General features: G+C 42.1%; 17 protein-coding genes. 16 read left to right on the forward strand and 1 reads right to left on the reverse strand.

All coding sequences use genetic code 11. The features are described from left to right. Window positions 1-78 precede the first annotated feature (78 nt). Complete coding sequence (locus ACFG4S_RS06510) at window positions 79-2058, reverse strand: scytonemin biosynthesis sensor histidine kinase (protein WP_392534013.1); 1980 nt, start codon at window positions 2056-2058, stop codon at window positions 79-81. A gap of 1746 nt (window positions 2059-3804) precedes the next feature. On the opposite strand from ACFG4S_RS06510, the gene scyA reads away from it, so the two are divergent. The 16 genes from scyA (at window position 3805) to ACFG4S_RS06590 (ending at window position 25423) form a co-directional block, all read left to right on the forward strand. Continuing rightward, window positions 3805-5685: a scytonemin biosynthesis protein ScyA gene (gene scyA / locus ACFG4S_RS06515; protein WP_392534014.1), complete on the forward strand. Its 1881-nt coding sequence runs from the start codon at window positions 3805-3807 to the stop codon at window positions 5683-5685. 343 nt (window positions 5686-6028) lie between these two features. Next, window positions 6029-7090 (forward strand): tryptophan dehydrogenase ScyB, encoded by a 1062-nt coding sequence (gene scyB / locus ACFG4S_RS06520; protein WP_392534015.1) that lies wholly within the window; start codon window positions 6029-6031, stop codon window positions 7088-7090. Between the two features lie 25 nt (window positions 7091-7115). Further along, window positions 7116-8087, forward strand: coding sequence for a scytonemin biosynthesis cyclase/decarboxylase ScyC (gene scyC, locus ACFG4S_RS06525; RefSeq protein ID WP_392534016.1), 972 nt, complete (start codon window positions 7116-7118; stop codon window positions 8085-8087). A gap of 30 nt (window positions 8088-8117) precedes the next feature. Further along, entirely contained in the window at window positions 8118-9434 is a 1317-nt protein-coding gene (locus ACFG4S_RS06530) for a ScyD/ScyE family protein (RefSeq protein ID WP_392534017.1), read from the forward strand. After that, the gene (locus ACFG4S_RS06535) at window positions 9431-10795 is read left to right on the forward strand and encodes a ScyD/ScyE family protein (RefSeq protein WP_392534018.1); all 1365 of its coding nucleotides are present in this window, start codon (window positions 9431-9433) and stop codon (window positions 10793-10795) included. The genes ACFG4S_RS06530 and ACFG4S_RS06535 overlap by 4 nt, the downstream gene beginning before the upstream one ends. Window positions 10796-11099: 304 nt before the next feature. Continuing rightward, complete coding sequence (gene scyF, locus ACFG4S_RS06540) at window positions 11100-12269, forward strand: scytonemin biosynthesis PEP-CTERM protein ScyF (protein WP_392534019.1); 1170 nt, start codon at window positions 11100-11102, stop codon at window positions 12267-12269. A gap of 195 nt (window positions 12270-12464) precedes the next feature. Then, a complete protein-coding gene (locus ACFG4S_RS06545) occupies window positions 12465-13754 on the forward strand; it encodes a glycosyltransferase family 4 protein (RefSeq protein WP_392534020.1) in 1290 nt (429 codons plus the stop codon). Between the two features lie 126 nt (window positions 13755-13880). Then, window positions 13881-14126: a hypothetical protein gene (locus ACFG4S_RS06550; RefSeq protein WP_392534021.1), complete on the forward strand. Its 246-nt coding sequence runs from the start codon at window positions 13881-13883 to the stop codon at window positions 14124-14126. Window positions 14127-14179: 53 nt separating this feature from the next. Next, window positions 14180-15376, forward strand: a complete 1197-nt coding sequence (locus tag ACFG4S_RS06555; protein WP_392534022.1) for a 3-dehydroquinate synthase — start codon at window positions 14180-14182, stop codon at window positions 15374-15376. Between the two features lie 482 nt (window positions 15377-15858). Then, on the forward strand, window positions 15859-18069 hold the full coding sequence (locus ACFG4S_RS06560) for an anthranilate synthase (RefSeq protein WP_392534023.1): 2211 nt from the start codon (window positions 15859-15861) through the stop codon (window positions 18067-18069). 153 nt (window positions 18070-18222) lie between these two features. Further along, window positions 18223-19050: an indole-3-glycerol phosphate synthase TrpC gene (trpC, locus tag ACFG4S_RS06565; protein ID WP_392534024.1), complete on the forward strand. Its 828-nt coding sequence runs from the start codon at window positions 18223-18225 to the stop codon at window positions 19048-19050. Between the two features lie 184 nt (window positions 19051-19234). Then, complete coding sequence (gene trpA, locus ACFG4S_RS06570) at window positions 19235-20062, forward strand: tryptophan synthase subunit alpha (RefSeq protein WP_392534025.1); 828 nt, start codon at window positions 19235-19237, stop codon at window positions 20060-20062. Between the two features lie 264 nt (window positions 20063-20326). Continuing rightward, window positions 20327-21556, forward strand: coding sequence for a tryptophan synthase subunit beta (gene trpB / locus ACFG4S_RS06575; protein WP_392534026.1), 1230 nt, complete (start codon window positions 20327-20329; stop codon window positions 21554-21556). Between the two features lie 123 nt (window positions 21557-21679). Beyond that, window positions 21680-22771 carry an anthranilate phosphoribosyltransferase gene (gene trpD / locus ACFG4S_RS06580; RefSeq protein ID WP_392534027.1) on the forward strand — a complete coding sequence of 364 codons (1092 nt, stop codon included), beginning with the start codon at window positions 21680-21682 and terminating at the stop codon, window positions 22769-22771. Window positions 22772-23019: 248 nt separating this feature from the next. Beyond that, window positions 23020-24120, forward strand: coding sequence for a 3-deoxy-7-phosphoheptulonate synthase (aroF, locus tag ACFG4S_RS06585; protein WP_392534028.1), 1101 nt, complete (start codon window positions 23020-23022; stop codon window positions 24118-24120). 1141 nt (window positions 24121-25261) lie between these two features. Beyond that, window positions 25262-25423: a hypothetical protein gene (locus ACFG4S_RS06590; RefSeq protein ID WP_392534029.1), complete on the forward strand. Its 162-nt coding sequence runs from the start codon at window positions 25262-25264 to the stop codon at window positions 25421-25423. The last annotated feature ends 177 nt before the right edge of the window (window positions 25424-25600 follow it).

Below are 25600 nucleotides of genomic sequence, written 5' to 3' on the forward strand. Positions count from 1 at the left end.
AGCGATGAAATTAATTGCCTCGTTCTGAGAGTTATGATTTTTAGGTTTTGAATGAATAACTATTCTTCATTTCCAAATTCATAACTCAGAACAAGTAAACTCTGATTTCATTAATGGCAGCATTACAGTAAACTTAGTGCCAACACCAACTTGACTTTCTACATAAACTTGACCATGATGTAAATCTACAAGAGTTTTAAGAATAGATAGTCCTAGTCCAGTACCAGGGATACGATCAATGTTACTACCACGGTAAAATGGCTCAAATATCTGTTGTTGGTCTAGTACTGAAATACCGATTCCCCTATCTTTTACTTGGAAAATTAATTTTTCATTTTCGCAAGATAGTTCAAAAATGATTCCACTATTTGGGGGGGAATACTTAATTGCATTATCAAGCAAATTCTTCAAAATAGGCTCTAACAATTTTTTATCTGTATAGGCTGTTAGAGAGTTATCTTGAGTTACAAAATTGATTGGGTTTTGGCTAACACTCATCTGCATTTGTGCAACTAAATTCTGACAAAACTGAACTAACTCAAGCGGTTTTGGTTCAAAGTTTAACTTTGCTGCTTCTGCCTTTGAGAAGAATAAAATATCATCCAACATCACACTCAGTTGTTCGGTAGCTTTTTGAATGTGATCGAGTAATGGTTGGATTTTCTTCTGTGTAGGTTTGTCTACTTCTTCTTTCAATAAACTATTAGAAAATGAAACAATATTCAGCGGAGTTCGGAATTGATGGCAAACCATAGAAAGAAAACGCGCTCTAAGTTCGCTAAGTTGTTTAGCTTGTTCTAAAGCTTGGTTAAGACCTAATTCTGCATATTTGTAATCGGTGATATCGATGCCTGCAATCAGTTCAACTGGTTTTCCCCCAAAATCCAGCACTCCATCCAGTATGACAACCGCACAGGCTAGCCAGCGCTCCGTACCATTTTTTGTCAAAAGATTTATCTCTTGGTATTCAAAGTTACCGGCTTCTCCCTGGTTGCGTACCTGCCTAAGTTTTTTGCTTTTAATCAGTCGGTGCAGTCCAAAGCCTGTTAGCAGTTCCTCTTTTGTGTAGCCAGTGAGTTTCTCCACTGCTGGATTTATGTAGCAAAGCCGCGTGCCTTGAATTAGAAAAGTGCTGGCATCTGTCGTTTCTGCTAAAGTCCGAAATCTTGTTGCGTTCAGCCGTAATGCTTCTTCAGTCTGCTTCGATTCAGTAATATCCCAAATACTCCACACTCTACCAATAATTTTGCCCTTGAGCCACTGAGGTTTAGAGTAGTGTGCAAAAACTCTCCCATCCTTTAACTCTAGAATGTCGTAGCTGTCAAAATCAGATTGGCTAGACACTTCCCAAATCAGCCGACTAAAGGCTTGTGGATCTTTAAGTTGGTTCTCAAAAAAGGCTTTGCATCGAGGACATTTCTTAGATAATATTAGTGACTCTGGGATCTGCCACATATCCACAAATTTCTGATTCAAGCTCAGAATATCTCCCTCAAAGTTAACTGCAACAATACCAATCGCAGTAGATTCGAGAGTAGAACGAAGCAAAGAAAGAGATGTTTGTAGTTCAACTTCTTTTGCCTTGAGTTGAGAAAATTCGTGTTGTAAATTGTCTTTGGCATCCTTTAATTCATCAGTCCACTTCTGTACGCTCAATTCTACTATTTCATCAGTTTTCTCACGAGCAAAGACACAGCCAAATTCCATATCTTGGTGTTTGACATGGTTTATGCATATTTCTACCAGAAATATCCGACCTCCTTTTGTCTGATAGCGAGATTTAAAAGTAAGGGAACCCCGTGAGCTAATGTCTGACCAATTGTGTAGAGAAAAGTCTACATCTATATCATGCAGAGTCATGGAAAGCAATTCCTCACGGGAATACTCAGTCATCAGACAAGTGGCATCGTTGACGTAAAGAAATTGCGCGTTTGCTCCTAAACAGAAGGCAGCATCTACAGCATGATTTATTAGGAAATGGGCAAACTTCATTTCTATTTCTGGTTGTAGTGCCCATTGATTGTTTGATCTAGCTAGTGTATATTCCCCAGAATTCATATTTCTACTTTCCCTGGTAATCAATCAGCACCATAGGTATTGATGAGTTAACAGTCATAACTTACTAAAATCTTTGGTGCATTGTTTGGCTGTTAAAAAATAAAATTAGCTAATAAATTAACAAATCTTCTTAACTTACTTAACAAAAATTATCATAGCAGTAAAATATAAATTATTGAACCAAATTTTCCTAAAAAAAACCTAAATGTTTAAAAAACTTGGCTATTGACTTAAACAGCTTTTTATAGCAACACAAAATTCAGACAAATCCAATCTAGATTAGCCAATAAACCTTATAGATTAAGAGTTCAAAACTCTTAATCTATAAGGATAAAAAATATTTCAAATTTCAATTAGCCCTGCACAAAAACTAACTAAATGGTTCACCAACCTAAAATTACTAGGTTTCGACTGGGAAAAGTTAAAGGATAAGGATTTTTATCCTTTAACTTTTCGCTCGCCAAGAACTTTAGCGAACTACTAGTACACTGTGGCAGAAGTTTGCCTACCTTTAACCAGTTGCTTGAGTAAAGACAATTCATGAATTGTACCTATCTGTCTGGTTAATTAAGATGGTAGTTGGATTTACCCTGTGCTGTAATAGTGTAGAGTCGTTTGATTTTCAACATAAACGCGATGTGCAGTGCTAGACCTGGCTTAAATGAACAAATTCACTCATCAATTTATTTGCTTAATTTATCTTAACTTACTCTCTCATGTATCTAACTATATAAGAATATGCTTAAACATCTGTCGTAAGAAGTACAATTGTAACGAAATTATACGTCTATCTTTAAGTATAAGTTCGTGTTTCTCTTAGCATATAAAGAAACACGAACTTATACTAAGTATGCTGGACTGAATTGTATGTCAAAAAAAATATATTTTATCAAGTATTCACGCACTGAACACTTAGTCATCTGTCAAAGGAAATATAAAAAGTTAATAAATAATGTCTTTTTCGTTACAAATAATTGACCCAAAGAGTTTTTGGTGACAATATTAAAGACCGCGAAATCGGCTCATGCTTGAATTCGGATAAAAACTTGTGTAAGTTCTAAAACAAAAGAATTGACAACCAGATCAAAAGATTTTCTATTGCAAATTTGGTAATATAGCGCTTCTGCGATGCCTAGGTTGGGCTACCCCTAGGCAAAATCTCAATCTTTCAGGGTGACTAAATTGCAAATGTCACAGTCACGCTCAAAGCAAAAGAATTGACACCCACATCAAAAGATTGTTCATTGCAAATTAGGTTTTCATCATAATAATCACCACAAGCTAAGAACCTCCGCAAGCGGTTCAGTAAGTAGTTCGGTGCTATTAAAGCTAGCTATATTAACCTTTGTAAATATTCTGAGAAGTGTTTGAATTCAGGTTAGTTGCTACTTTATATACCTTTACATGATTTAGTTTTTCCCCGCCAACCTACTTAATTACTGTAGTCATCACTATAGAAGCGAAAAATTTGACACCCCTATCAAAAGATTTTTGATTGCACAACGGTCTTCGTCTGCTTTATTCTGAATCACATGAAGCACAGATCCGACTGTTGTATACTTTTGGTAAAAATTTTTTGGTACTGCGCTCACGAGCATCAATCAGCAGCGATCAACCATTTCTACTATCGCCCAAGCTAGGTCATAGCTGTAGTAAACAACAGAGTTGTTTGTATTAAATATTTCTCGCGCTGCGATTGTAAATTAAAAAGCCTTTGTGTAACTTTCTGTAATTACGTGAAACCAAATGAGTCAAAACTATACTGGTTCAAACTCTCCTCTCATCATCACTGAGCCATACAAGGAACTTCCCGCAAACAGATATGTAGAATCTGTGTCTGACTCCCGTCAGCTTGATGAATCGGAGAAAAATGGGGAAATTCAGCCTTTTTTAAATGATGAAACAACTCCAACGCTCTCAGTTGCCGATGCGATCGCTCAAATGTTGGTAAATTTGGGAGTAAGCTACGCTTTTGGTGTCGCCGGTGGTGCAATGGCCAGCCTTTGGGGTGCGCTATCCAATAGCACTATAGAAGTATTGAACTTCCGCCATGAAGCTGGAGCCGCATTTGCAGCCACCGAAGCTTACTTTGCTAATAATCGCCCCACTGTAGTTTTTACCACAGCAGGGCCGGGGATCACTAACGCCATCACCGGATTATTTGCGGCTCGCGGAGAAGGTGCAAAAGTGATTTTGTTGTCGGCTTGCACTTCTGCACCGCAGCGTGGACGTTGGGCTATTCAAGAAACCAGCACTTATACCTTGCCAAGTGGAGGGATTTTTACCTCAGGAGCGCTATTTAACTATGCAATCACTATTGAATCTGCCGCTCAACTACCGCAGATTTTTCGTAAATTGGCTCTGGCTATGGCACAACCAGGCGGATTTGTTGCCCATTTGAGCATTCCCACCGCAGTGCAAACAAGTTTAGCTGAGGATATAGCCTTACCCCAACTAGATGTTTCTCCATTTCCGATGACTGCTTCTTTTGAAGCGATCGCTAAATCTGTAGAGTTATTATCATCTGGTCCCTTTGCTATCTGGGTCGGTTTCGGTGCCCGTGATGCAGCAGCCGAAATCCTTGAACTCGCTGAAAAAACTGGAGCAGCCGTCATCTGTTCACCCCGTGGTAAAGGTATCTTCCCTGAAGATCATCCCCAGTTTGTGGGAGTCACAGGTTTAGGCGGTCACACTTCCGTCTTAACTTATATGGAAGAACAACCTCCACTACGCACACTCGTATTAGGAACCCGTCTTGGTGAACCGACTTCTTTCTGGAGTTCGGCGCTAGTTCCAAAAGGAGGTTTTGTCCATGTCGATATTGACCCAGAAGTTCCAGGTGTAGCCTATCCCCACGTTGAAACTTTCGGGGTTCGGTCTGATATCAAAGCTTTTGTGAAAGAGTTGTTGCAGCAATTACCAGATGCTCCTCATTTCACAATGTCGTTACCTCGTCCAGAACATAAACCAATTGAACCCGCACCAGACGTAGACTATCCAGTGCGGCCAGAAGTATTGATGGCAGCAATTCAAAAGATCGTTGTTGAGGGTAGCGATGCGATAGTTATGGCAGAGTGTGGTAACTCTTTTACTTGGTCAACTCATCTACTGCAATTTGCCGAAGCCAATCGTTACCGAGTCAGTACCGGAGTTGGCGCAATGGGTCACGCCGTCACAGGAGTGTTGGGTGCAGCGCTGGCAAATAATAGCAAAGCTGTGGGTATTGTCGGCGATGGAGCAATGCTGATGAATAACGAAATCAGTACAGCCGTGAAATACAAAATTCCGGCAATCTGGATTGTACTCAACGATGCGCGTTACAACATGTGCCATCAAGGGATGAAAATCTTGGGATTAAAGGGTGCAGATGCAACACTTCCACCAACAAACTTCGCCATGATTGCTCGTGGGATGGGAGCAGAAGCGATCGTAGTCGTCAGAGAGTCGGATATTGAACCAGCATTAGAACAAGCGATCGCATCAAATGTTCCCTTTCTGATCGATGTCGTGATTGATGCCGATCGACCAGCGCCTTCTGGTGGACGTAATAAGAGTTTGGCAGCACAAGGAGTTAAATCAAGTCCGGCGAAAAGTGCAACCAAGCAAGTTTCATTTCCAATGGTTTGATTTTGTTTGCAACGCTCGAATTTTTTCTAACTAACCGCAAAGGATAGACATAAGTAATCTCATGACGGGAAGAGACTAAAACACAAGACCATCACAATCTTTCAAAAATTCACGACACTGATGCAAAAACCCTTTACAACTCTCTTACCTTCGCGTTCTTTGCGCCTTTTGCGGTTCGTTCTCTTATTCCAGCAACTACATTCACCAAACTTGGAACTTCAAATATTTACTTTCTAACTTCACTCAATCTTAATATTCCAGTTTGCTTTTGTGCCTATATCTTTACATTTTGTAATGTGCATTACTTTTTCTAAACAACCCCAACCAATATCGAGAGGTCAAGATGCTGCTATTTGAAACTGTTAGAGAAATGGGTCACGAACAAGTTCTCTTCTGTCATGGTAAAAATCCTGAAATTAAGGCAATTATTGCCATCCATGATACGACCTTAGGCCCAGCAATGGGAGCTACAAGACTCATGCCTTATGTTAATGAAGAAGCTGCTTTAAAAGATGCACTTCGTCTAAGTCGGGGAATGACATATAAAGCCGCCTGTGCAAATATTCCGGCTGGTGGTGGTAAAGCAGTCATCATTGCTAATCCTGAAAATAAAACAGATAATCTGTTGAGAGCTTACGGACGTTTTGTTGATAGCTTGAATGGGCGTTTTATTACCGGACAAGATGTTAATATTACCCCTGACGATGTGCGAACAATTAGTCAAGAAACTAAATATGTTGTCGGGGTATCAGAAAAATCTGGTGGTCCTGCTCCCATAACATCACTAGGAGTTTTTCTAGGAATTAAAGCTGCTGTAGAATCTCGTTGGCAGAGTCAAAGACTTGATGGCATGAAAGTTGCAGTTCAAGGCTTAGGAAATGTCGGTAAAAATCTCTGTCGGCATTTGCATGAGCATGATGTCCAGCTTTTCGTTAGCGATGTAGATCCAGCAAAAACGGAAGAGATAAAACGACTTTTTGGGGCAACTGTTGTTGAACCAAGCGAAATTTATGCTCTTGATGTAGATATTTTTTCTCCTTGCGCTTTAGGAGGAATTCTTAATAGTCACACAATTCCTTTTCTGCAAGCTTCGATTATTGCTGGTGCAGCTAATAATCAATTGGATAATGAGCAACTCCATAGTCAAATGCTTGCCAAAAAAGGAATTCTTTACAGTCCTGATTATGTAATTAATGCCGGAGGGCTAATTAATGTTTACAACGAAATGATTGGTTATGACGAAGAAAAAGCTTTCAAACAAGTGCATAACATTTATGACACGCTATTAGCAATTTTTGATATTGCTAAAGCCCAGGGAGTTACTACTAACGATGCTGCCAGACGATTAGCAGAAGACAGAATCAACAATATTAAGCAGAACAAAACTACAGCGATCGCAGCTTGATTGTTATTATCTTAAGGAGTGAAAAGTGGAAAAAAATACCTTTGCTACATCAGCTTACATTGCTACTTCACCAGAGAGCGCCTTTGACTATCTTTGTAGTTTAAAAAATTTGGATGAATGGACGCTTTACAGCCGGATGAAAGAGCAAATTGATGAAGATACCTGGCTCGGAACTGCATCCGGTTATCATAAAAATCTTTATTATCATGTTAAAAAACTAGAAAATCCCCTTTTCTACGGTATTGAGTGGCACTGTGGATTAGAGTATCAGAAATATTTTCAGGTTTACCCTGTTTTGCTGTTTCCTACAGACTACATTGAGCCGGGAACAGATGAAAAAGGTGTGTACTTTCATTGGTTGAGCTTTGTCGATCCCAAACGGCAGACTCAGATGATTATGCAGGGAATTCATACAGTACACACTTCTGAATGTCGTTCTCTCAAAGGTAATTTGGAACGCAAGACTGGTCTGACCGCAGCCGCTAAAGGAAGCCACTTTATCGATACTGACACTATCTATGTTGATGCTCCAATTGAAATTGGCATTGAATACTTAAAGGATTTAAAAAATATAGATGAGTGGGCGCATTTACTGCGACCAAATGGCGAGATAGGTGTTGAATCAGGTGAATTCAAAGATGAATATGACCAGAAGGTAAAAGTTTCTGTACGGCTGCATAGTCTAAGTAAATACTACTTACTTGAACAAGAATATTTTTATCCAGACTATGAATATTATCAGCGTTCTGTAGCCTTACTTATCCCAACTGCCTATGCTTTTGCAGATCCAGAAGCTTCTGGTTTTATCCTGCATCGAATCACATTCTGGAAAGCAGATGGAACTGTCACCCACGGCAAACTTCAAATTGAAGATTTTGGCGCTGAGAGCATGAACATCAAACGTTTACTGGAAGCCAAAGCTGGCAACCTTAAATCATTTGATCGGGGAATGAGCTATCTACCAAAAACTCAAGAATCATTAGTGGCTAGTAACTAGTTAAAGGGCTAATAAGCAACATTGCAACACATGAAACTGAAACAACTAACTATTACTTTCCTCGCTTTTTGTGTTGCCGCTTTTTCGGGAATGAAAGCTGCGTCAGCTGCATCATTTTCGGTAATCGCCGACGGTCTAAATAATGCCGGTGGTCTGAGCTTTGGTCCTGATGGTAATCTCTATGTTACAGAGGCGGGAATCGGGGGAAATGGCGCTTGTGTTCCACCAGCAAGTGGTCAAGGTGATTCTTTATGCTACGGCACAAGTGGTGCAGTTACCAAAATTGAGAATGGTAAAACCGAGCGCATACTTACAGGACTACCTTCTATAGCATTACCAGATGGCACTGGAGCTGCTGGGCCTCGTGACATCAAATTTGATGCTACAGGTAAACCTTATGTTCTCATTGGGTATGGGGCTAATCCAGCCTTTCGCGATCGCAATTTAGGTTACACTGACCTCGGTAAAATCATTGCTCCCGACTTTAATACCAATTCCTGGAAGAGTGTTGCTGATATAGCTAACTATGAACTCGCCAACAATCCTGATGGTGGTGATGTCGGTAGCAATCCCTTGGGTTTGCTCATAGATGGTAATAAATTAGTTGTAGTTGATGCAGGTGCAAACGATTTACTAAGTGTTAATACTAATGGTATTAACTTGCAAGCTATTACTACCTTTCCCCAAGACATATTAACTAATCCCATCTTTCCACCTTCTGATACCCCATCTAATGAGCCTGCACAGGTGCCATCTCAAAATGAAACGCCACGATCGCAGTTTGCAACTCAACCAGTACCCTCAAGTGTGGCAAAAGGGGCTGATGGTGGTTATTATGTCAGCCAGTTTACTGGTTTTCCCTTCCCAGAAGGAGGGGCAAAAATCTATCGAGTCGGTGCTGATCGCAAGTTAACAGTATATGCAGATGGTTTTACCCAACTCACAGACTTGGAATTTGATCCTGAGGGCAATTTGTATGCTTTGCAGTACGCCAATCAGTCAGCCTGGAAGGGTAATTTTGATGGTTCTGTCATCAAAATCGCTCCCGATGGGACACGTACAACTCTTCTGAGTGGCAATGGATTAGAGTCGCCTAGCGCCCTAACTATTGGTGCTGATGGTGCAGTATACGTCACAAACCGAGGCGATCGCCCTGGAGGTGGACAAGTTCTCAGAATTGAAAATATCAAGTCTATTCCTGAACCTGATTCTGCTTTCGGCGTATTAGCGATCGGTATTTTGGGCGTTGCTTGGTTGCACAAAAAGCATAGACGCGATTCATCGCGTCTCTACAAGATAAAAATTTCGCCAAACAAATTATTTAATTCTCAATCTCCAAAGGTATGAAACTCAAGTCATTTGCCCTTACATCTGTTACATTTTGTTTTGCTGCTATTTGTGGAACACCAGATGTAAAAGCTGCAACGCTAACGACAGTTGTCGATGGAATCAGTAATGCACGGGGTGTTAGCTTTGGCCCTGACGGGAGTCTCTACGTAGCCGAGCCAGGTATCGGAGGTAACGGAAATTGTCAACCATCTCCGAGTACTCTGTTTCAGCCGATCTGTGCTGGTAATACTAGTTCACTGGTCAAAGTTTCACCAAACGGTATCAAACAGCGTCTACTTAATAACTTTCAGTCTCTTGCAGAACAACCTACTGGCAACCAAGGCGCTGGTATTGAAGACATACAATTCGATTCTCAAGGGAATGCTTATCTTCTGACAGGATTTGCTGGTTATCCAGGAAATCGCGATCTAGCAACACTTAACCTTGGTTCTAAATCCCCGCTTCCAGAAAAGCAACTTGCAACTTTCCCCCCATCAACACCCGATAAAGTTTTGAATACACCGCTACTAGGACAACTGTACAAAGTTGACTTGAATACGGGATCTCTCAACAGTATTTTTGACTTTGCCAAGTATGAAATCACTAAAAATCCAGACAGTGGTGATGTCGTCACCAATCCCTACGATCTAACTATTAATGGTGATAATGCTTATGTTGTTGATGGGGGTGGGAACACTGCTTACAAAATTAAACTTGATGGAAGTGAGTCAGAGGCGATCGCAATTCCTAAAACCATCATTAGTAAGTCAGATTTGCCACCAGGATTACAACTACCTCCTGGGCTATTAGATGAGCTTCCAGGCGACAAAATAGCAATTCAAGCAGTACCCACAGGTGGAACAATTGGCCCCGATGGAGCTTTATACGTTGGTGAATATACGGGTTTTCCTTATCCAGCAGGTAAGTCGAAGATTTTCCGCATTGGCAAAGACATGAAACCAGAAGTTTTTCTAGATGGGTTTACGCACATCACCGACCTAACCTTTGATAAGAAAGGTGATTTGCTGGTTTTACAATTCAGCGATACCTCTCAGTTAGGGGGTGACATCACAAATCTACCTGGTTCTCTGATTCAAGTTGCTCCTGACGGCACTCGCACAACACTTGTTGCAGCAGGTCAAGGGCTAGATTCGGCTGATGGAATTGATATTGGCCCTGACGGCAAGATTTATATTACCAATCGCGGTGTCGGCCCAGGACTAGGGGAGGTTGTTCGAGTGGATGGTGTTGTTACAGAAACAGTCCCCGAACCTGGTTCAGTAATCGGCTTATTAGCACTTGCTGGTATAGGCGCAACTGCGGCTAACGCCAAGCGCAAACGCCAAGAAAAGTTGCTAGCGAAAGCAGAGACTGTCTAAATCCTCAAAACCTTGGCTTTGTCAGGGAATGCTTACAGAATAGGCTGCTGCCTCACAGAGAAAGTTGCATTTCAGACAAGAGGCAGCAGCCCAAATTTTAGAGTTCCCAAACTAAGACTGAGAACGAAATTAGTCTAGTAGTCTACCAACCCAAAAATGCTAAGTGAGGACTGGGGAAAGGGGAAAGGGAAAAGGGTAAGAGATTTAAACCCTTTCCCCTTTCCCCCTTACCCTTTACCCCGCAAAGTTCACTTGGCGAACTACTAGGAACGAGTACAACTCATACAACCAGGACTTAAAACTTATGGGATTAGTCAAAAATTTCTCAATCGGCATTCTTGGTACTGGATTTATGGTGTTGGCAGCAGCAGCCCAAGCCAAAGCCATAACATTAACTTACGACAGAAGTATAGGTAGTCCTGGCTTTGCTCCTGGGCAGCTTTTTGTTCCCCAAGGCATAACGGTAGATAAGTCCGGGAACACCCTTATAAGTAATGGTCGCGGTCTTAACCCGGACGGTACTTTTAACCCAAACATTGGTAACAAGGTTGAAGTATTTAATCCTCAAGGTAATTATATTGGAGCGATCGGCGAGGGCGGCAAAGGCCCTGGACAATTCGATGAACCATCGGCTTTAGAAATCGATCCACAGACTGGAAATCTCTATGTAGGTGACGTTTTCAACAACCGCGTTAATGTCTTCGATCCTCAAGGTAAGTTTATTAAATCCTTTGGTGAGTTTGGCGGTCTCATACCGGGTAGAGCTTTCTTTGGCCCATCTGGTGTGACATTCGATAAAACTGGCAATGTGTATATTGGTGATTTTAGCGGCGACAAGATCAATAAATACACTAAAGACGGCAAACTAATTGGCAGTATTGGCACCTCTGGGACTCAACCTGGTCAGTTTCAAGGACCAGCAGGTTTAAGAATTTCCCCGGTTAGTGGAAATTTTTATGTTAGTGACCAGTTTAACAACCGCGTTCAAGTACTCGATCCTGAAGGTAATCCTCTGTTCACATTTGGCAAACAAGGTAGTGGAGATGGAGAATTTAATCAGCCCATCGGCTTAGAAGTGGACGAGTTTGAGAATATTTATGTGGCAGATTCTATCAACAGCCGCATCCAAGTATTTGATAAAAACGGTAACTTCCTGACAGCTTATGGTAAAGCTGCCGCAGCAACACCTCCTCAACTAGGTCAGCCTCCCTTTGGCGACCCCCTTGACCTCACACCAGGCACATTTAACTGGACGGGTGGTACAAGCTACAAAGATGGCAAGCTTTATGTGGGCGATTTCTTTCAAGGTCGTGTTCAAGTGTTAAACGTAGAGGGCAGAAGGCAAGTGCCGGAACCTAGTTCAGCATTGGGTTTAGTATTGCTTGGATTTGCGGCTAGTACTGTCACATTGAGAAAACGTGGGCAGCAAAAGCCAGTCTTCAGTTTAGAAAAGGAACTACAAAAACAGTGTTAGTAGTCTGCCAACCCAAAAATGCGCTTGTGAGGTCTGGGGAAAGGGGAAAGGGTAAGGTTGGTTTATTTCCGCCGTGCTGTGCTAGTAGTCTGTCAAGTTGAAATTGATCGGTAAGCAAGTTCGTAGTAAGGACTTTAGTCCTTATTTTCTAAGCACTAAAGTGCTTACTACAAACCTTCAGGACATTAACGGTTGATGCACATTCTGATTTATTCATACAACTATCATCCAGAACCAATTGGTATTGCACCTTTGATGACTGAACTAGCAGAAGGGCTGGTGAAGCGAGGGCATGAAGTGCGGGTAATCACAGGTATGCCTAACTATCCTCAGCGTCAGATTTACGATCGCTATCGGGGTAAGTTATACGTTACCGAACAGAAAAATGGTGTCACCATTCAACGTAGTTACCTGCGGATTAAGTCTAAACCTAACCTTGTAGATCGGCTACTGTTAGAGTTGAGCTTTGTTTTTACAAGTTTGCCACAAGCTCTCAAAGGTGAGCGACCTGATTTAATTCTCTTAACAGTGCCGCCGTTACTAGTTTGTTTACCTGCAACCTTAATAAGTTGGTTATACAACTGCCCAGTCGTGCTAAATGTGCAAGATATCCTCCCAGAAGCTGCTGTGCGTATTGGGTTAATTAAAAATAAGTTGATGATTCTGGCTCTGGAAGCTTTAGAGAAATTTGCCTATCGAACTGCACATACTATTAGCGTCATTGCCGATGGCTTTGTAGATAATTTAATCAATAAAGATGTACCTGTTAATAAAATTGCTTGCATTCCAAATTGGGTAAATCTAAATTTTATTCGCCCTTTACCAAAGCAGAATAACTCTTGGAGAGCTACCCATCAACTTGATGATAAATTTGTAGTGCTTTATTCAGGTAATATTGCTCTCACCCAAGGTTTGGAGACAGTCATAAAAGCAGCAGTTCGCTTGCATCATCTAAAAGAAATTGTCTTTGTCATCGCTGGCGAATCCCAAGCCCTCGAAAGCTTGCAAAAACATTGTCTTGCTTGTGGTGCAGATAACGTTTTGCTTTTACCATTACAACCACGAGAAAAACTACCGCAAATGTTAGCAGCTGCTGATATTGGATTGATCGTCCAAAAGTGCAATGTGATTTCCTTCAATATGCCTTCTAAAATACCACTATTGTTAGCCAGTGGTCGCCCAATTGTGGCTTCAGTTCCCGCAGTTGGGACTGCTGCGAAAGCTATTCGAGAAAGTGGCGGCGGTATTATCGTTAAGCCAGAGTCAGCAGACGCTTTAGCTACTGCGGTATTGGATTTATATAATCAGCCAGAATTAGCAGCAAAATTAGGGCGTGAAGGAAGAAAGTTTGCGGTAGAAAATTATTCCTTTGAGCAAGCACTAGATCGGTATGAAGAGTTATTTTCTAATATGATTGCCAAAAGATCAACAACTTTGGATATATTGCCCGAATTGAGTTCTCAGGAATCACTTGTTGACATTTGAAAATTGGAAGAAAAATGCTTTTGGAATCCTCTTATTCAGATCATCTCAAAAAAACTGACCAACGCTTGATCGCCTTACTGAGCGATCGCATATCATTATTAGCAGCTTCAGAACAACCTTCTTTAGATGAACAACGTTAAACGTTTATTTTCCCAAAATCCTCATTTATGTGTAGATATTATGCTAGCTACAGAGGAAAGGTGTGATGCCATTAGTTTTTTAGCTGATACTTATAGTCGGTTGGCGAGACTAGTTGCGAGGAAAGATAGAGATGCATTAATTCAGGAATTTGAAACTGCTCAAAGCTTTTTTCAAGATAAAATCAATACTTTTATACAACCTTTAAACTCAACTGCTAAAGCAGGTATCTAACAAGATTTTCAACCATAGATACACACAAACATTAGTATTTAAAGAGCAAAAATATGGTAATTGACATCAAGCAAAAAAGTCGATTAATTCATCAACGTGTTGCGGTTACTTTCAAGTACGAGGTTTATTTCACCCAAAATTTATTTGATTTGAAAAACCCGACGCTAGCGCAAGTGATTGCTGCGGATGAGGAGACAAAACCAAAGAAATTAGTTGCAGTGCTAGATGCAGGAATATTGCAGTATCAACCGGAATTGGTGAAGCAATTAGTTGCGTATACCAAGTTTTATGCAGAGGTACTAGCGATCGCAGCTGAACCAATGATAATTTCGGGAGGAGAAGCTGCCAAAAACGATCGCACTTTACTGGAGCAAATCCAGCAACAGATTGAAACCGCTGGATTATGTCGCCATTCTTATGTGTTAGCGATCGGGGGCGGGGCGGTGTTGGATTTAGTAGGATACGCTGCTGCAACTGCTCACCGGGGAATCCGTCTAATTCGGATTCCGACCACGGTGTTAGCGCAAAATGATTCTGGGGTTGGCGTCAAAAACGGCATCAATGCCTTTGGTAAAAAGAACTTTCTCGGCACATTTGCGCCACCTTATGCAGTTATAAATGATTCTGCCTTTTTGACAACCCTAGACGATCGCGATTGGCGTTCTGGAATCGCAGAAGCAGTCAAAGTGGCGCTGATTAAGGATGCTAGCTTTTTTGATTTTATCCATTCTCACACCGCAGCTTTGAGGCGGCGAGATATGGATACTATGCAACAGGTTATCTATCGTTGCGCCCAGTTGCATTTAGAACATATTGCCAATGGCGGCGATCCTTTTGAAATGGGTTCGTCTCGTCCCCTGGATTTTGGACATTGGGCGGCTCATAAACTGGAGCATTTAACAAATTATCGCTTGCGTCATGGCGAAGCAGTTGCGATCGGTATTGCTTTGGATAGTACTTATTCTTATTTAGCAGGATTGCTGGATTGTTCGGAGTGGCAACGGATATTAAATACTTTATCGGCGTTGGGTTTCACGTTGTATGTGCCTGAACTTGCCCAGAAGTTATCACAATTGGAAGATCCTGATTGTTTGTTTCGGGGTTTAACTGAATTCCGCGAACATTTGGGGGGAGAGTTGACTTTGACGCTATTACAAGGGATTGGAAAAAGAATTGAGGTTCATGAGGTGAATTTGTTGTTGTATCGGCAAGCAATATCGCTGTTGCAGGAAGTGAGGGGGGAATTTTAAACGCAGAGGAGCGCGGAGGAATGCAGAGTTTTTATGAGGTTATTTACTACTTTTGGGGGAGGCGGAGATTTTTAAATTGGGTTGTTAGTAAATGGACTAGAAAAGCAGTATAAAAAGCGAATAAATTGACACCCAATCGAAAAATTATTCAATGTATTATCTGCTTGATATCTAGTATTCTTAAATAAGAAGCAAAAAGTTTTTAACTGCATTTTTTAACAAGAATACGTTCGCTTAGATTGCTAGAAACTTATCTAATACCAATTTTTTATGAACCTGCATATAATTCGATCCCCCCTAGCCCCCCTTAAGAAGGGGGGAACCAGAAAAACATCTATTAAAGTCCCCTTTTTTAAGCGGGATTTAGGGGGATAAAGATATGTGCAACTTGACGTTAAATTGGTATAAGTTTGTTCTAGATTGAAAAATAAATACTAATAATGATTAATAGTTGACTAATAAATATTCAAGAGAAAATACTCATGATTTTTGATTCACGTTCCTATACAACCCTTGGTGGTATAAGTGTTTCTCGCTCCATCACCGAAGTTAAGATGGACACTGCTCTCGAAGATATTCTCTTCCATTTAAATTCTCAGCGTGGAGGCTTGCTAAGGAGCAGTTACGAATATCCGGGCAGATACAAAAGATGGGCGATCGGATTTGTCAATCCACCATTAGAGTTGACTACACAGGATAATGCTTTCACTTTGATATCATTGAATGAACGCGGTCAAGTACTTTTGCCATTCCTTTTAGAGAGACTATCCCAGTCAGAACAGCTTGAGAACGTCACCCAAGAAGATAACAATATTGTAGGCTTTATTAAAGCTACAAAAAAATTATTTACTGAAGAAGAACGTAGTAAACAACCTTCATCATTTACAGTTGTCCGCGAAGTCCTAGATACTTTCTCTAGTCAAGAAGACGAGCATTTAGGTTTGTATGGTGCGTTTGGTTATGACTTAGTTTTTCAGTTTGAACCAATTACCCAACATCTAGAACGTCCTACAGATCAGCGCGATTTGGTGCTTTATCTGCCAGATGAATTGATTGTGGTTGACTACTATCAGCAACGTGCATTTTGTCTACAATATGATTTTGAAACAGCGCACGGTACAACAAAAAATCTGCCTAGAACAGGTGAGTCTGTAGATTATCGCGGCAAACATCTTCTACCGAATCAAACTGCTGACCATAAAGTAGGCGAATATGCGAAAAAAGTTGAGGTTGCACTTGATTATTTCCGCAGAGGCGATTTGTTTGAAGTTGTTCCTAGTCAAAACTTTTTTGAAGGCTATGAAGACGAACCCAGCAAATTATTTAACACTTTAAAAGAAATTAATCCCAGTCCTTATGGGTTTATTTTTAATTTAGGTGGAGAATATCTGATTGGTGCATCTCCAGAAATGTTTGTGCGGGTTGAGAGTAGGCGGGTAGAAACTTGTCCAATTAGTGGCACTATTAGCCGGGGACAAGATGCTCTTGATGATGCGGTGCAAATTCGTCAGTTACTCAACTCTCACAAAGATGAAGCTGAGTTGACCATGTGTACTGATGTCGATCGCAATGACAAATCCCGAATCTGCGAACCTGGTTCAGTACGAGTCATTGGTCGTCGCCAGATTGAATTATACAGCCACCTGATCCATACAGTAGATCATGTTGAAGGTACACTGCGATCGCAATTTGATGCTTTAGATGCCTTTCTTTCGCATACATGGGCAGTTACAGTCACCGGCGCACCCAAAAGGGCTGCAATAGACTTTATTGAACAGCACGAAAAGAGCGCTCGACGTTGGTATGGTGGAGCAGTCGGCTATTTAAATTTCAACGGGAATTTAAATACTGGCTTAATTCTGCGGACAATTCGATTAAAAGATTGCATCGCCGAAGTGCGAGTTGGGGCTACTGTCCTTTATGACTCCATACCACAAGCTGAAGAACAAGAAACAATTACCAAAGCAGCCGCCTTATTTGAAACGATTCGGCGTGTGAAGCAAACGAGTCAGAAAATTGATCGGTCCAGTTCTCTAAAATTAACTAAACTCCTGTCACGTGCGGCAGTTGGCAAACGTATCTTATTAATAGACTACGAAGACTCATTTGTTCATACCCTAGCCAATTACATTCGCCAAACTGGTGCAAGCGTCACCACACTCCGTCATGGCTTCTCGGAATCGTTATTCGATACAGAACGCCCTGACTTAGTTGTATTATCTCCTGGGCCTGGTAGACCAAGTGATTTTGGAGTTTCACAGACTGTTGGTGCCCTTCTGCATCGCCAAATTCCTATTTTCGGAGTTTGTCTAGGATTGCAAGGCATTGTTGAAGCTTTTGATGGACAATTGGGAGTTCTCAACTATCCTCAACATGGGAAATCTTCACGGATTTTCGTCACCGATGCCAATTCTGTCACCTTCAAAAACTTACCGGAATCTTTTGCAGTCGGTAGATATCACTCATTGTTTGCTCTACCGCAAAGTTTGCCAAAAGAACTCAAAGTAACAGCGATTTCTGATGACGACGTAATTATGGGCATTGAACATCAAACACTTCCCATCGCCGCCGTTCAGTTTCATCCAGAATCAATCATGACTTTAGGCAAAGAAGTCGGTCTGGAAATAATTAAAAATGTCGTGCGTGCATATACGCAAACTGTAGAATCATTGGTTATTGGGCATAGAGTATAGGGCATTGGGAAGAGACAAGGGAGAGGGGGAAGACAAGGAAGAAACTTACTCAATAATTCTCCTTTGTCCCCCTTGTCCCCTTGTCCCCCTTGTCCCCCTTGTCCCTCTTGTCCCCCTTGTCCCCCTTGTCTTCCCATCTCCCCTAAGCTGTTTATGACTAACCAATTTGCCCCTCCTCACCATATTCTTGAAGAAATTGTGTTGCGTAAAAGGCAAGAAGTTGCACAGATGCAGCAAGAATTGCCTTTAGGCTCATTGCGACAACAGTTAAATGCAGCCCCGACTGTGCGAAATTTCTTGACTGCTTTGCAAGAAAACTCCAACCAACCGAGCTTAATTGCTGAAGTAAAAAAAGCATCACCTAGCCGTGGGGTTATCCGTGCAGATTTTGATCCAGTAGCGATCGCTCAAGCTTATGAACGAGGCGGTGCAGCTTGTTTATCAGTCCTGACTGATTATAAGTTCTTCCAAGGCGGTTTTGATAACCTGCGAAGGGTGCGTCAACAAGTAGCATTACCTTTACTGTGCAAGGAGTTCATTATTGACCACTATCAAATTTATTTAGCACGGACAGCAGGTGCAGATGCAGTATTGTTGATTGCAGCTATTTTATCAGATCGAGAACTCCAAGACTTTTTGCGGATGATTCATGATTTAGGCATGACTGCACTGGTGGAAGTCCATACCTTGGCTGAACTGGATCGAGTGCTAAAGCTTGACAACCTAAGTTTAGTAGGAATTAACAATCGCAATTTAGCAGATTTTACCCTTGATTTAGGAACAACCCAGCAACTCTTAGCAGAGCGTCAACAACAATTACAAAGTTTGGATATCACCGTCGTCAGCGAATCTGGACTGTATACACCTGCTGATTTATCTCTTGTCGCTGAGGCTGGTGCCCGTGCGGTTTTGATCGGAGAATCTTTAGTTAAACAAAGCAATGTAGAAGAAGCTGTGCGTGAGATTTTGAGCCTTTGTTAAATCTGTTACCTAATTACTAAAATCTGCAATCTAAAAAAATGAAGCTTTGATACTCATTAATGGAATTCAAAGACTCATTAATGGAGTTCAAAGACTCATTAACAAAAAATTTAGTATGGGCATCGCTAATTGCTAAGTCTTAATTATTTCAAAACTATTAACCAATCATTAACTATTTTTCAGCATGATTTCTATCTCCGATTCTTTTCAAACTTTACGCGATCGCCAACAGTGTGCTTTAATCCCTTTTATCACCGCGGGCGATCCTAACTTAGAAACTACTGCCGAAGCCTTACGCATTTTAGATCGCAACGGTGCTGACTTCATCGAGTTAGGCATTCCCTACTCCGATCCTCTCGCAGATGGACCTGTAATTCAAGCGGCAGCAACCCGCGCTTTGCAAAAAGGCACGAAATTAGAGCAAGTGCTAGAGATGTTGCATATGGTGATTCCTAGCCTCAAAGCGCCGATAATTCTATTTACTTACTACAATCCCATTTTGCACCGGGGTATTAAGACGTTTTTGGCGCAAATTGCCGTTGCTGGGGTGCAGGGATTGGTAGTGCCAGACTTACCCTTAGAAGAAGCAGAAGAATTAATCCAAACTGCTGCATCTTTCGGAATTGAAGTAATTTTACTCGTAGCTCCTACCAGTTCTCAAGATAGAATTGTGGCGATCGCTCGTCAATCTCAGGGTTTTATCTACCTGGTTAGCGTTACAGGTGTTACAGGTATCCGCGCTCAAATCCAAAACCGCGTAGAGCATTTAATTACCGAGTTGCGAAGCGTCACCAATAAACCCATCGGCGTTGGTTTTGGCATCTCAGAACCAAAACAAGCACATCAAGTAATGGAATGGGGAGCAGACGCAGTGATTGTTGGTAGCGCCTTTGTCAAACGTTTAGCTGAAGGTAGCCCAACAGAAGGATTGCAAGCCGTGGAAGAATTTTGTCGAGAACTTAAAGCAGCAATTACCCCAGTATCCCTGCAACAAGTTGGTTCCGCAAAGTAAAAAGGTACATCATAGTCCCCTCTCGAAGAGCCTACGGTGTAAACACAAGTCTGAAATAGCTGATTAGCCAAGGTTTTACCCCACCCTAACCCTCCCCTTGCAAAGGGGAGGGAACTAGATTTCTTTTTCTCCCCAATGCATCGGGGGGATTAAGGGGGGTAAATCCTAGATGAAGAAGAGGGTGGGGTTCCTTTACCTCACTCAACCGAGAACCGCTATATTCAGTTCTCAAAAATATATTTCAACTTAAAAGGATTTTAACCAGTGGTAAGCATACAAGACATCAAGACTGCAATCGTTCAACCAGATTCATTGGGTAGATTTGGCAGATTTGGCGGTAAATACGTCCCAGAAACCTTAATGCCTGCATTGAGTGAATTGGAAGCGGCTTTTCAAAAATATCGCAATGAGCCGAGTTTCCAAGCAGAACTGCAAAACTTACTGCGTGATTATGTAGGACGACCCAGCCCATTATATTTTGCTGAACGCCTGACAACAAATTACGCTAGACCAGATGGCACAGGGCCACAAATTTATTTAAAGCGCGAAGATTTAAATCATACAGGCGCTCACAAAATTAATAATGCTTTAGCTCAGGTGTTGCTAGCCAAGCGCATGGGCAAGCAACGGATTATCGCCGAGACAGGTGCAGGTCAGCATGGCGTAGCAACTGCAACTGTGTGCGCCCGGTTTGGTTTGAAATGTGTGATTTACATGGGCGTCCACGATATGGAACGCCAAGCCCTGAATGTATTTCGCATGAAGTTGATGGGGGCAGAAGTTCGGCCAGTGGAAGCGGGTACGGGAACTCTCAAAGATGCAACTTCTGAAGCAATTCGTGATTGGGTGACGAATGTAGAAACAACTCATTACATCTTGGGTTCTGTTGCTGGGCCTCATCCCTACCCGATGATTGTACGTGACTTTCACGCGGTAATTGGTGTAGAAACTCGCACTCAATGCCAAGAAAAATGGGGAGGACTACCAGATATTTTACTGGCTTGCGTGGGTGGAGGTTCCAACGCGATCGGCTTATTCAATGAGTTTGTGCATGAACCTTCGGTGCGTCTAATCGGAGTCGAGGCCGCGGGTGAAGGTGTAAATACAGAAAAACACGCTGCTACCTTGACAAAAGGAAAAATAGGTGTATTGCACGGGGCAATGAGCTATTTACTGCAAGATGATGATGGTCAAGTCATCGAAGCCCATTCAATTAGCGCCGGATTGGATTACCCCGGCGTTGGCCCTGAGCATAGTTATTTAAAGGATCTTGGTCGCGCCGAATATTACAGTGTGACTGATAAACAGGCCTTAGATGCATTTCAAAGACTTTCGCAACTAGAAGGGATTATTCCAGCCTTAGAAACTGCTCATGCGATCGCATATCTAGAAACCCTTTGTCCCAAATTAACAGGCAATCTCCGCATCGTCATCAATTGTTCTGGTAGAGGTGACAAGGATGTGCAAACTGTCGCAAAACTCCTGATTCCCTAGTGGTTTATGTCATTAATTTAGACGAGTTTGTAGTAAGCACTAAAGTGCTTAAAAATTCAGGACTAAAGTCCTGACTACAAACTTATTCTTCATTCAGAGCTAGTCCAATGACAAATACCCAATATGATAGCTTTAACTCAAATTCCACCTGAGAACATCTCCATCCCTTCTGAGTTCTACAACTGGCCAGCTTTATTGCAACAGTTGTTAAATCGGCAATCGTTGACGGTTTCCCAAGCTACGGATTTGATGCAAGGTTGGCTCACAGATGCAATTCCCCATGTTCTATCAGGAGCGATTTTAGCCGCAATTCAAGCTAAAGGCGTGTCTGCACAAGAATTAGTAGGCATGGCCAGTGTCTTACAATCCCAATCCCCAGTACCCAGTACCCAATTCCCAGTCCCCCTAATTGACACGTGTGGAACTGGTGGAGATGGCGCTTCAACCTTTAATATCTCTACTGCTGTCGCCTTTGTTACCGCCGCCGCCGGAATAAAAGTTGCCAAACATGGCAATCGTTCGGCATCTAGCAAAGCTGGTTCGGCTGATGTGTTGGAAGCTTTGGGTATAAATCTCAACGCCACTCCTGAGAAAGTGCAAGCGGCAGTGGGTGAGGTCGGAATCACCTTTTTATTTGCTCCCGGTTGGCATCCTGCACTTAAAGCGATCGCTACTTTGCGAAAAACTTTGAAGGTGCGGACTGTTTTTAACTTGCTTGGCCCGCTAGTAAATCCGATGCGGCCGACAGGGCAAATTATTGGTGTGAACGACCCGCTTTTACTAGAGGAGATTGTTCAAGCTTTATCCCAATTAGGATGTCAGCAAGCGATCGCCCTCCACGGACGGGAACGTTTAGATGAAGCTGGTTTAGCAGATGTCACTGATTTGGCTGTACTCCAAGATAAAAAAGTGCGTTCTCTAACGCTCAATCCTCAAGAACTGGGTTTGAGTTTTGCACCGACTGCGGCGTTACGCGGTGGAGATGTCCCAGAAAATGCCCAAATCTTGAAGGCAGTTTTGCAAGGTCAAGGCACTGAAGCGCAACAAGATGTAGTCGCTTTAAATACAGCCTTAGCCCTCCAAGTTGGTGAAGCCATTCATGGGGAAACTGATGTTTTAGCAGGTTGTGTTAAAGGTATTGCCCTTGCCAAGGAAATTCTGCAAAGCGGTGCAGCTTGGACAAAACTAGAACAACTTGCAAAATTTTTGCGCTAATTGCTAAACAGCCCTAGCCAATGGAATTCGCGGCTACACAGGCAAAGTCCGCAGAGGCGGACTAAGAAAAATTGCGGCTTTGAAACCCACGGAGGCGGTCACTGAGCTTGTCGTTCGCGCAGCGTCTCGTAGAGAAGTGTGGGTTTTGCTTGTATAGATGAGGTTTCTAACCGCCCTTTTAACTATGCATCCCAACGAACGGACTGTATTACAACACCCAAAAACTAACTATACACAAGGAAAAACAGATGATTATCATACTTAAGAGCGGTACACCTGTTGAAGAAATTACTCGGATTAGCCAAGAACTGAGTGACACTTGGGGAGTCACTGTAGAAAAAAGCATTGGCACTCATAAAGTTGTGCTGGGATTAATTGGTGATACCACTAGCATCGATAAATTACAAGTTCAGGAATTTAGCCCTTGGATTGAGCAAGTATTACGGGTGCAACAACCTTTCAAGCGGGTTAGTCGAGAATTCCGAGATGGACAAGCCAGCGAGGTTGTTGTACCTACACCTAACGGTCATGTGTATTTCGGCGAGCATCATCCGATCGTAGTGGTAGCTGGGCCTTGTTCTGTTGAAAATGAAGCGATGATTGTCGAAACGGCAAAGTGGGTGAAGGCAACAGGAGCAAAGTTTCTGCGTGGCGGAGCTTACAAACCTCGCACTTCACCTTATGCGTTTCAAGGTTATGGTGAAAGCGCTTTAGATTTATTAGCAGCAGCGCGGGAAGCTACGGGTTTGGGCATCGTCACAGAACTGATGGATGCTGCCGATTTATCAGCAGTGGCGAGAGTCGCTGACATAATCCAAATCGGAGCTAGGAATATGCACAACTTCTCGCTGCTGAAAAAGGTAGGCGCTCAAGATAAACCCGTGCTGCTGAAGCGGGGGATGTCTGCCACAATTGACGAGTGGCTGATGGCAGCAGAATATATTTTGGCATCTGGAAATCCGAATGTGATTCTTTGTGAACGGGGAATCAGAACCTTTGATGGTAAATATGCCCGGAATACTTTAGATTTGTCAGTGCTTCCGGTGTTGCGATCGCTTACCCATTTACCAATTATGATTGATCCCAGTCATGGTACGGGTAGGTCTGAATATGTTCCATCGATGGCAATGGCTGCGATCGCCGCTGGTACAGATGCCTTGATGATTGAAGTTCACCCCAATCCCGCAAAAGCTTTATCCGATGGGCCTCAATCTCTCACCCCTGATAAATTTGACCGCTTAGTTCAAGAAATGTCAATTCTGGGCAAAGTAGTCGATCGGTGGTCTACACCTGCATTTGATCGCATTGGCGAAAGCCACATCCTACCTGCAAGTATGCTAAAACCTTAAGCCAGAGATATTTATAGCTTTTTGGGCTACTGTCTCCAAAGGTATTTCTTCTAGTTTAACGTGAGTTCGATGAACCTCTTCCTCCCAAGCTTCCTTTCCGTTTCGGAGAGGAAGGAGCAAGGAAAAATTAAGCTTTTTGCTCCCCTCTCCGACACGGAGAGGGGTTGGGGGAGAGGTCAAAAAAGACTTGTCGAATTCACGTTAGTTTATTGATAAGGGACTTCCAGAAAATAAATTATCCCATTTTCATAGTGGCAGATTCTTTCTCCTCTGCCTCCTCTGCATACACAACGATGGAATATTTTTTTAGTTGGAAATCCCTAATTGAGAGAGAATCCTAACTGCGCTACTTCTTGAACTGTTAGCTGAATTATCTTGCAGCCGTACTCACTGAAATTGCGGTGACGGGTTTTGGCGATGGCCATTTTTAACTTTCCATCCCTCATAACTTTGGTTTTTAATCAAAAATTAGCTCCCAAATTCCCTGTCATTTCTTTTGTGACAGTTTCAGGTGCGGAATCAGGGTTATAAATAACGTCTCAACCCTGCAACCTTGCCTTCTGTACGGGCGACAAAGCACCATTGGAGGATCGGTCTTATACCAATTTAACGTGAAGTTGCACATATCTTGATCCCCCTAAATCTCCCTTAAAAAGGGGGACTTTAATAGATGTTTTTCTGGTTCCCCCCTTAAAAAGGGGGGCTAGGGGGGATCGAATTATATGCAGCTTCATAAAAAATTGGTATTAACTGTCAGGACACAATAAAAGTGTAATTTTTTTGGTGCATCTTATTTTGTTTCTTCCATCCATTATGGACGCGCTGGCTTCCATAAACAGCTTTTGTCACTCTCGGCAGAGGAAAACTGGAAATAAGGAATATTGCAGTTTTGAAAAATTGAACTAGTAGTTCGCCAAGGAAACTTGGCGGGGTAAAGGGTAAGGAGAAAAGAGAAAAGGTTTTAATTCCTTCCCCGAACCCCAGTCCCCTTTTCCCAGTCCAAACCTAGCAATTTTGGGTTGGCAGACTACTAGTTAGATGATTAACAAGCATTTGAAGTTTCAACAATCCCTCAGATAATTTAGGAATTGTAAATACTTGTAGCCAAGGTACAATTTAGGTTAAATATTACAAATAATTGATGTATCAAACGAAGGTTATTAAGAATACTATTCCAGCTATTTCCTTTATCCCATCATGGGATGAAAAATTAGATTCAGATTGTGGTGGTAATTTCAGCAGTTGTTCTGAGTGGAGACTAACCCAGGACTTACGCAACTGGCACAGGGCGATCGCAAATTAGTAGTACAAATACATTACATCAGAGGAATCGGAGTACTTAACTGTATATACGTGAATCCTAAAACGCTCAATTTGTGGGTAATAGATTATCGAATTTTGAATCCAGAGTTCCAGTTTGCTACAAAGCTTTGTCAAGGCTGGATTTGCGAGAGCCGGAAATACAGGAAATTAAGGAGAC

The sequence above is a fragment of the Nostoc sp. C117 genome, assembly GCF_043099735.1.
GTDB lineage: Bacteria > Cyanobacteriota > Cyanobacteriia > Cyanobacteriales > Nostocaceae > Nostoc.